The following is a 7,580-nucleotide window of genomic DNA, read 5'->3' as shown; positions in this document are numbered from 1 at the left end:
CCTCGGCCACCTGGGTGCGCTCGCCGGCCCGCTGCTCCAGCGCCCGCGCGTTGCGCTCCGCCAGCGCCTGCGCGACCTCGCCCTCCCGCTGCGCCAGGGCGGCGTTGGTGTTCGCCGCCGCCTGCGCTTGCGCGCCCTGCGACAGCGCGCCGTAACCAGCGGCAACGGCGGTCGCGACGGTGAGGGCGGTCACCGGATCGAAGCACATCGCCGTCAGCCCCTGAACACGTTGGCATCGCGGCGCGCCGCGTCCGCGGCCACGCGCAGTGCGCGGCGCAGCTGTTCATTCGTCGTGCCTGGCTGGATCACCACGGAGATGATCCCGGCCGTCTCGCTCGCGCTGGTGGCGGCCGAGATCGCGACCTGCTGGGCTTCGACCGAGTTGAGGGGGGCAGTCATCACGGGCATGGCTACGCGGCCTCCTGCGGCTGGGGTTCGTGGTGCGTGGTCTCGTCGGCATCCGGCGCGCCATGGTCGGGGCGGCCGAGGATGCCCGCGCGGTGCAGATCGGCCTCGGCGTCGCGTCGCCACCGGCGCGCCGGGCACTCCGGCTTGGCCTGGGGGCGCTCGCGCAGCAGCAATTCGTGCTGCAGCCGCCACGCCACGGCGCTGCGCATCAGCTGCTGCGCGCGGACGGGCAGGTGCGACACGCCAGGGCAGTCCGCGACGCTGCGGCCGAATGTCTCGACGCGCGCGCGCCACGTCGCGAGCTGATCCGCAGCCGCCGACAGCGCCGCCAGTGCGCAACGGCCATCCGCCTCGATCGCGTCAAGCTCGATGCTGACGGCACGCTCACGCGCCGCGTGCAGCGCAGCCTGGCGATCGGCAAGCGCAGCCTCGTGCCGCAGCCGCGCCTCGGTCAGCGCGCGCCCGACGATCTCCATGCGAGACCGGGCGGCGTTCAGGTGGCGTAGCGCCTCGTCGTGCCGCGCTGCGGAACTGGCGTCGCCCAACTCCGCCGCAAGCGCCAGCTTCTGGCACTCGGCATCGAGGTCGGCGACCGTGCCCTCGCAGCTGCCGAGCCGCGCCTCCAGCTCCGCCACGTCCTGCGCGCGGAGCGCGATGCCTGCCTCGTGCTCGATCATCGGGGCGCCTCGGTCGGCTTGCGACGCGCGAAGGCAGGCAGGTCCATCTCGGCGAGCGCGAGACGATCGCGCAGGGCCATGGCATGCGCCGCGGCGGCGGCCCGATCGTGCGGGTTGGCAGCGGCGTCGTGCTCGGCCTCTGCGTTGTGCAGCGCGCCGCGCAGCGCGCCGGCGCGGATCAGCTTGGTGCGAAGGCCCTTCACCATGGTGCCCGCCCATGCCGGCGCGCGGCTGACAGGATCAGGTGCGCGAGCCGGCTGCTGTTGCCGAGGCCGGTCTCGTCGAGCCAAGCCGCAACGTCAGGGCCGAGGCGCTTCACCTCCGCACGCACGATGGCGAGGTTACGGTCGAAGTCCGCACCCCACATGCCGCGCATCTTCTGCAGCTCGGCCTCGCCGTTCAGCGGGCGTCCGAGCGCAGCGTCGCGCGCGACGCTGTTGTATGCCTCCGCAGCGACCACGAACTCGTCCTTCGTGAGGCCGAGGTTGCGCGCCGCGCCCGCCATCAGATCCGTTGCAGCGCGCGCGTCCTGCATCGGCACGTCGCTCGGCAGAGAGACAGTCCAGAGCGGGTATTCAGAGGGGACTTCCGGCCTGGCTGCCGCTTCGGCTTCGGCCTGCGCCGCCGCCTCGCGCGCGGCTGCGGCGCCCACTGCCTTGTCCAGCGCCTGGAACCGAGGATCCCAAGGCATGAAGGCGGAGCGCTGCTTGGCGAGATCCACCGCCTCCATGTGTGCGCGCTCTGCCGGCGAGAGGAGCGCCATCGGGTCGGCGACGGAGGCGGCCGGCGCGCCCGCCGGCGGCTGCTGCGCGCCGCTCATGCCGCAGCCTGCCCGGTTGCCGCGCCGCGGATCATCGCGCGCAGGCTGTCGCCGTCCACCAGCGTCCGGCCCTCGATCTTCACCAGCCGCAGGCGGCCCTCGGCCGCGCGGCGGCGCAGCGTGTTCTCGCTCAGCCCAGTGGCGAGGGTGGCGCTGCGCAGCGTGTAGGCGAGCGGCTCACGCTGCGCCTGTTCTTGGGTGACGATCCGCAAGGGTGCCCTCCGTCATGCTCCCGCTTCGTGGCGGTGCGTGGAGGCTAGTCACGCCATGCAGATGCGCTCGGGACCTATTTCGCGAATTGGCTGGTTTCGCGAATTGGCCCAAGGTCAGACCGGCGGCCAGCGGCTCTTCGCCAGGAGATCGCCCGCCCATGCGAGCAGGCTCCGATAGGTGGTCTCGTTCCGCGCTGCGCCGTAGCGCAACGTGAACGCGACGTGCCGGGCTTGCCACGCCAACTCATCGAGCTGCGCGGCCACTCTTTCGGCACGCACCTGCCAAGGATCGCGTGGCTGCGGTTCAGTCAGCAGTCTTGTCGCCACGCCCTTTGCGCGCCCGGCTCGGACCAGCGCGGTCGTTCGGGCCTGGAACTCGAGCCGGCGCCGGACAGGCGTATAGCCCTCCGCCAGACGCTTTGCGGTGCTGTCCAGCCATCGCCGAATGCGCACCCGGCTCTCTGACGCAGCCGGCGTAAGGTCGTGCTCCGATGCTCCGAGCGTCGCGCTGAAGATGCGCAAGTCGCCAAGCGAGAGCAGCTCAAGGGCCAGCGCTTCCGCCGCAGCCTTCGGCGTGCGGGAACGACCGTCAACGATCCGCTCCGCCATCAACTGGTGTAGCTCGGCATCGTCGTAGATCGGACGCGGCCCTCGCTTCTTGCTGCCCCTCGGGGGTTCGCCGGGGGTAGGTCGGACAGCTTGCCGCGAGGGCGTCGTTTTTCCGCGGTCAGGGGCGGAGCAACGCTCCGCCCCACCCTTCATGGTGGGCCTGCGCGTCACGCCTCCGCCCTGCCTTGCCGCCTCGTTCTCGGCGGCTTCGCGAGGCCGGCGCGCGGCCCCCGATGCCCGAGCACCGGGCAGGCTGGAGCCAGCGGCGCCGCACGCCGCGCCCTGTCGCATCCACCCACCAACGGGCAGGCAATCCGCACGCAGGGGACGGGATGCAGGTCGCTGCCGGGCCGCGCGCCGACCGGCCTCCACGCGTCCGGGCTCATGCCGCGCTTTCCTCGGGCCGCAGGATCGCGCGGAACGGCTGCCCCACGCGCCAGGCCGGCCGGCGTGCCTCCACGATGGACGCGGCGGTCTCGGCCAGGTCGTGGATGTGCTGCGCGAGGTATCCCAGGCCCTCGCCTTCCCAGGGTGCCATGTCGCTGTGCTCCCGCCGCGCGGCGATCCCCGCCGTCGCCAGCACCAGCACGGCCGCCGCGCCGTTCAACGCGGTCATGGTCGGCTCCAGATCCAGCAGCGCGCGGCGCGCCGGGTCCGCATTGTCGTTGCCGCTCTGCGCGGCGATCTTGTCGGTAGCCTCGGGCATGGGGGTCCTTCCCATGTTCGGGGTTAGGCGGGGCGGGCGTTCCAGCGCCCGTTCCCGCCGCCCTGGATGCCGGGGATCCGCCCCGGCGCGGATCTCAGGCGCCGGCGGCGCGCAGCGGCACCACCTCGGCCGGCTTGGCGGCGCGGGCGCAGAACTCGGCCCATGCGTCCATCATCCGGCGGCGCTTCTCGAACATGTCGCCGCGCTGGTAGGCGGCTTCCGTCGCGTCACCCAGGACATGGGCGAGCGCCTTCTCGGCGAGCTCACGGGGAAACTGCGACCGCTCGGCGGCCCAGTCGCGGAAGGTGCTGCGAAAGCCGTGGACGGTCAGGTCCGGCCGCTTCATCCGCTTGAGCACCTCGTTCAGCGTGTTCTCGGACAGCGGCTTGCCTTGCCGCAGGCCCGGGAACACCAGCGGGTCGGGCGCCTCCGCATCGCGCAGGTCGGCCATCGTGCGGAGGATCGCCACCGCCGCCGCCGAAAGCGGAACGCGATGCTCGCGGCCCGCCTTCATCCGGTCGCCGGGCACCACCCACACGCCGCGGGCCAGGTCGATCTCCGACCACCGGGCGCCGCGCACCTCGCCGGATCGCGCTGCGGTCAGGATGCCGAACTCCAGCGCCCGGGCCGCGACGCCTTCGCGCTGGCGCAGCGCGACCATGAACGCGCCGGCCTCGGCCCAGGGCAGGGCGGCGTGGTGCTCCACCTTGGCGATCTTCCCCGGCTTCGGCAGCGTCGCCTCAAGGTGGCCGCGCCAGCGCGCCGGGTTCTCGCCGCTGCGCCAGCCGCGCGGCGTGGCGAAGTCGAGCACGGTCTCGATCCGCTGGCGTAGCCGCGTGGCGGTCTCGGTCTTCGTCTTCCAGATCGGCTCAAGGGCCGCCAGCACGGCCGCGGTGTCCACGTCCGCAACCGGTCGATCGCCGAAGTGCGGGAAGGCGTAGGTCGCGAGCGTGTTCTCCCATTGCTGCCGGTGCTTGACGTTCTTCCAGGTGGCCTCGTGGGCGGCGAGGTAGAGATCCGTCACCTCGCGAAAGGTCTTCGTGCGCGCGGCTGCGGCCTGCGCCTCCGCCTTCGCGCTGGCGAAGCGCGCATCCCGCTCGGCGATCGGGTCTATGCCGTCGCGCAGCTTGGCGTGCAGCTCCGTCACCTTCCGCCGGGCCGCGCCGAGCGTCACGCCCGGCTTGTCGTCGGCCAGCGACACCTTGCCGAGGCCCATCTCGCGCGCCTTGCCGGCGAAGCTGTAGCGGAACAGCCAGGACTTGCCGGCCGCCTTGCCCGCCTCGGCACCGGGCGCGAGCTGCAAATACAACCCATGGGCGTCACTGATCCGCTCCGGTCGCACCTTTCCGTGCTCGGTCTTCCGCCCGGAGTGCCGGGCCGCCTTCACCTCGGCGACGGTCAGATTGGTCATAGGTGTAGACCCTTATTCCGGGATCCACACTAAGCTACCCCCAAGCTACCCACAAGCAGATTTGGCGTTCAGTGGCTCGCCTTGGCTCTCGCTGGGAGACAGGAGCCAGATAAGCACCTGAAAATTAACGGCAGTCTGGAGCGCGGTGGGTGGCGGTGGCGGAGGAGTGTGGCGGATCTCGGGTCCGCCAGCAAACTTCCTCTGCTCGGAGCGGCCGCGCCAGCCATCGCATCGTCGGCGCGGCTTGGCCGTTACGATTTCGCACCCGCTGACTACACGTTCTGACCCTCCATGGGCGTGACGCGCTGATAACCTCCCAGGACCTGCCCGGGAGGCTCAGCGATGACTCGCCACCGCGCCATGGAACACGTATCCGCCTCCACGCTCGCCGAGGCGCAGCGGCGGAGCGCGCCGACGCATCACGTGATCTGGACCGGGCGCGCCTACCGCGCGCAGGCTGGCTCCCTGCGCTCACAGGCGCTGGCGCGCGTCATCGAAGTCGGTCAGCCGGTCCCGTTGCAGACCCTTCTCGCCCGCGCTGCGCGGGTCGATGGCGATCTTGGCTTCGATCCTGCCACGGTTCGCTCCGGGCTCGTGCTGCACCAGGGCGCGAAGCCCGCCGTCTATCTGCTGGTGGGCCGCCGCAGCTCAGGCGATTTCGTGGTGGTGCAGGACATCCCGCACGCTGGAGAGCGTGGCCGACGGATCGCCGCCGGCGAGGTCGTGATGACCCGTGAGGGACGCCTTCGCGTCCCGTGTCTGGCGCCGCGCTGAGTCTCCCCCGCGCGGCGCACGTTCAATAACCCCTCTCCGGCTCCGCCAGCAGCGGGAAGGCGGAGTGCACATGCGGCACCGCCACCGGCTGCGCCGCCGCCAGCTGGCTGCGCTCCACCGCAGCGAAACTGGTCGCGCCGAGCAGGCCGAGGCAGGTCTGCACCTCGTCCTCCAGCAGCTCGAGGACACGCCGCACGCCTTCCTCGCCCGCGGCGGCCAGGCCGTAGCAGTACAGCCGGCCGATCCCGACCATCTCCGCGCCCAGCGCAACGGCCTTCACCAGGTCCGTGCCGCGGCTGATGCCGCCATCCATCCACACTCGCGCCTTCCCGCCGACCGCCTGCACCACCTCCGGCAGCACGGTCAGCGAGCCGCGCCCGTGGTCCAGCTGCCGCCCGCCATGGTTCGAGACATAGACCACGTGCACGCCGTGCTGCACGGCGATCTCCGCATCCTCGCCGCAGCCGATGCCCTTCAGGATCAGCGTGACCGCGGGGTGCCGGTCGCGGAATCGCGCGATATCGGCCCAGGAGAGCGCCGCCTGATGGTTCATGCCCTCCGACCGCGCGCGCCAGTGCTTCACGAAGCGCTTGGCGATGTCGCGCTCCCGCCGGCTGTAATGGGCGGTGTCCACGGTGATGGCGAAGGCGTCGTAGCCCGAATCCATCGCGCGCTTCACGTGCTCATCCACCGCCTCCGGCCCGCCGCGGACATAGAGCTGGAACATCTTCGGCCCGGAGCCGACCGCCTGCGCCGACTTCTCCAACCCTGGCTCGGTGACGGAGGAGACCATGATCGGCACGCCGAAGGCCGCCGCGGCGCGTCCCGCCGTCGCCGCGCCGCCCGGCTCGAAGCTGTCTAGCGAGCCGACGGGCGCGAGGAACACCGGCAGCCGCACGCGCCGGCCGAGGAAGTCGCCGCCGCTGTCCACCTTGCTCACGTCCCGCAGCACGCGCGGGCGGAAGGCGATGGAGTCCAGCGCCGCGCGGTTGCGCTGCATCGTCGTCTCGGTCTCGGTCGCGCCGACCAGGTAGTCCCAGATGTTCGCGTTGAGCCGGAGCTTCGCCGCCTTCACCAGCTCGTGCAGCGTCTGGAAGCGTTGCTGTGCCTCGGCCGACATGGCGTTTCCCCATCCTCGTGCGGCGGCAGTCTGCAACGGGCCGCGGGGGCTTCCTAGACCGGCCGCTCCACACGCAGTCGCGCCAGCACCGCCCGTGCCCGCGGCAGGTCCACCAGGCCCGCGGCGGTGACATGCAGGCGGTTGCGCCAGTTCGGCCGCTCCCGGTCGGTGCCTGGCAGGTTCACCGCCACGGTCGCGCCCGCCAGGTCCTCGGCCTGCACGAGCATCAGCGCCGAGGGCGTGCGCGCAACCAGCGCATGCACCGCCGCGGCCAGCGCATCGTCCAGCTCCCCTTCGGCCGAGGCACCGGCCGGCAGCAGCCCCTCAGCATCCAGCAGGCGGCAGAGCAGAGCCCGGTCCGCCGCGCGCTCCGCCAGCGCCGCCGGCAGGTCGGCCAGCAGCCCGAGCGCCGCGCGTTCCTCGAGGTCGGCGCCGGTCCAGAAGCCGGCCAGCGTCGCCAGGTCGTGGGTCGAGACGCAGGCCGCCGCGCGCGCCGGCCAGCGCGATGGCGGCACGAAGCCCTCGCGCTGCCGCTCGAACCACAGCACGCGATAGGACAGCACCGCGGCGGATTGCAGCGCCTCCCCGATGCCTTCCGGCACCGTGCCCAGGTCCTCGCCCACCACCAGGCAGCGCGCGCGCTGCGATTCCAGCGCGACCTGGCCCAGCATCATCGGGAACGGATAGGACAGGTAGGCGCCGTCGCGCCCGCGCGCGCCCTCCGGCACGAGGAACAGCCGCCGCAGGCCCAGCACGTGGTCGATGCGCAGCGCCGCGGCGTGGCGCATGTTGGCGCGCAGCAGCGCCGCGAAGGCGGCGTGGCCCGTTGCCGCGGCCGCGCGC

12 protein-coding genes are annotated in these 7,580 nt (G+C 72.3%); 1 reads left to right on the top strand and 11 read right to left on the bottom strand.

Annotation, left to right across the window (positions count from 1 at the left end; genetic code table 11):
- The 9 genes from OZN99_RS20960 to OZN99_RS20920 all read right to left on the bottom strand — a co-directional run.
- A partial coding sequence (locus OZN99_RS20960) for a hypothetical protein (protein ID WP_270937201.1) occupies positions 1–208 on the bottom strand: 208 nt, incomplete at its 3' end.
- Between the two features lie 5 nt (positions 209–213).
- On the bottom strand, positions 214–408 hold the full coding sequence (locus OZN99_RS20955; protein WP_270937200.1) for a hypothetical protein: 195 nt from the start codon (positions 406–408) through the stop codon (positions 214–216).
- A gap of 2 nt (positions 409–410) precedes the next feature.
- A complete protein-coding gene (locus OZN99_RS20950) occupies positions 411–1,085 on the bottom strand; it encodes a hypothetical protein (RefSeq protein WP_270937199.1) in 675 nt (224 codons plus the stop codon).
- Positions 1,082–1,291, bottom strand: coding sequence for a hypothetical protein (locus tag OZN99_RS20945; RefSeq protein WP_270937198.1), 210 nt, complete (start codon positions 1,289–1,291; stop codon positions 1,082–1,084). The genes OZN99_RS20950 and OZN99_RS20945 overlap by 4 nt, the downstream gene beginning before the upstream one ends.
- A complete protein-coding gene (locus OZN99_RS20940; RefSeq protein ID WP_270937197.1) occupies positions 1,285–1,815 on the bottom strand; it encodes a hypothetical protein in 531 nt (176 codons plus the stop codon). The genes OZN99_RS20945 and OZN99_RS20940 overlap by 7 nt, the downstream gene beginning before the upstream one ends.
- A gap of 86 nt (positions 1,816–1,901) precedes the next feature.
- Positions 1,902–2,117 (bottom strand): hypothetical protein, encoded by a 216-nt coding sequence (locus OZN99_RS20935; RefSeq protein ID WP_270937196.1) that lies wholly within the window; start codon positions 2,115–2,117, stop codon positions 1,902–1,904.
- Positions 2,118–2,231: 114 nt separating this feature from the next.
- Positions 2,232–2,726 carry a hypothetical protein gene (locus tag OZN99_RS20930; protein WP_270937195.1) on the bottom strand — a complete coding sequence of 165 codons (495 nt, stop codon included), beginning with the start codon at positions 2,724–2,726 and terminating at the stop codon, positions 2,232–2,234.
- Positions 2,727–3,108: 382 nt separating this feature from the next.
- A complete protein-coding gene (locus OZN99_RS20925; protein ID WP_270937194.1) occupies positions 3,109–3,432 on the bottom strand; it encodes a hypothetical protein in 324 nt (107 codons plus the stop codon).
- 94 nt (positions 3,433–3,526) lie between these two features.
- Entirely contained in the window at positions 3,527–4,843 is a 1,317-nt protein-coding gene (locus OZN99_RS20920; RefSeq protein ID WP_270937193.1) for a tyrosine-type recombinase/integrase, read from the bottom strand.
- A gap of 342 nt (positions 4,844–5,185) precedes the next feature.
- Between OZN99_RS20920 and OZN99_RS20915 the strand changes: the two genes are divergently transcribed.
- Positions 5,186–5,617 carry a hypothetical protein gene (locus OZN99_RS20915; protein ID WP_270937192.1) on the top strand — a complete coding sequence of 144 codons (432 nt, stop codon included), beginning with the start codon at positions 5,186–5,188 and terminating at the stop codon, positions 5,615–5,617.
- A gap of 22 nt (positions 5,618–5,639) precedes the next feature.
- On the opposite strand, the gene OZN99_RS20910 is transcribed toward OZN99_RS20915, so the two are convergent.
- The gene (locus OZN99_RS20910) at positions 5,640–6,737 is read right to left on the bottom strand and encodes an alpha-hydroxy acid oxidase (protein WP_270937191.1); all 1,098 of its coding nucleotides are present in this window, start codon (positions 6,735–6,737) and stop codon (positions 5,640–5,642) included.
- A gap of 53 nt (positions 6,738–6,790) precedes the next feature.
- Positions 6,791–7,580, bottom strand: a 790-nt coding sequence (locus tag OZN99_RS20905; RefSeq protein WP_270937190.1) for a 4-alpha-glucanotransferase, incomplete at its 5' end; no start/stop codon positions are given.

It is taken from the genome of Falsiroseomonas oryzae (assembly GCF_027856955.1).
Lineage (GTDB): Bacteria > Pseudomonadota > Alphaproteobacteria > Acetobacterales > Acetobacteraceae > Falsiroseomonas > Falsiroseomonas oryzae.
The sequence above is the reverse complement of the archived record's forward strand: the minus strand, read 5'-3'. Positions and strand labels throughout refer to the sequence as shown.

Excerpts from the sequence above, each read along its gene's own strand:
- OZN99_RS20925 (WP_270937194.1), bottom strand. The coding sequence starts at position 3,432 with ATGCCCGAGGCTACCGACAAGATCGCCGCGCAGAGCGGCAACGACAAT.
- OZN99_RS20930 (WP_270937195.1), bottom strand. The coding sequence starts at position 2,726 with ATGGCGGAGCGGATCGTTGACGGTCGTTCCCGCACGCCGAAGGCTGCG.
- OZN99_RS20920 (WP_270937193.1), bottom strand. The coding sequence starts at position 4,843 with ATGACCAATCTGACCGTCGCCGAGGTGAAGGCGGCCCGGCACTCCGGG.
- OZN99_RS20945 (WP_270937198.1), bottom strand. The coding sequence starts at position 1,291 with ATGGTGAAGGGCCTTCGCACCAAGCTGATCCGCGCCGGCGCGCTGCGC.
- OZN99_RS20940 (WP_270937197.1), bottom strand. The coding sequence starts at position 1,815 with ATGGAGGCGGTGGATCTCGCCAAGCAGCGCTCCGCCTTCATGCCTTGG.
- OZN99_RS20910 (WP_270937191.1), bottom strand. The coding sequence starts at position 6,737 with ATGTCGGCCGAGGCACAGCAACGCTTCCAGACGCTGCACGAGCTGGTG.
- OZN99_RS20915 (WP_270937192.1), top strand. The coding sequence starts at position 5,186 with ATGACTCGCCACCGCGCCATGGAACACGTATCCGCCTCCACGCTCGCC.
- OZN99_RS20950 (WP_270937199.1), bottom strand. The coding sequence starts at position 1,085 with ATGATCGAGCACGAGGCAGGCATCGCGCTCCGCGCGCAGGACGTGGCG.
- OZN99_RS20955 (WP_270937200.1), bottom strand. The coding sequence starts at position 408 with ATGCCCGTGATGACTGCCCCCCTCAACTCGGTCGAAGCCCAGCAGGTC.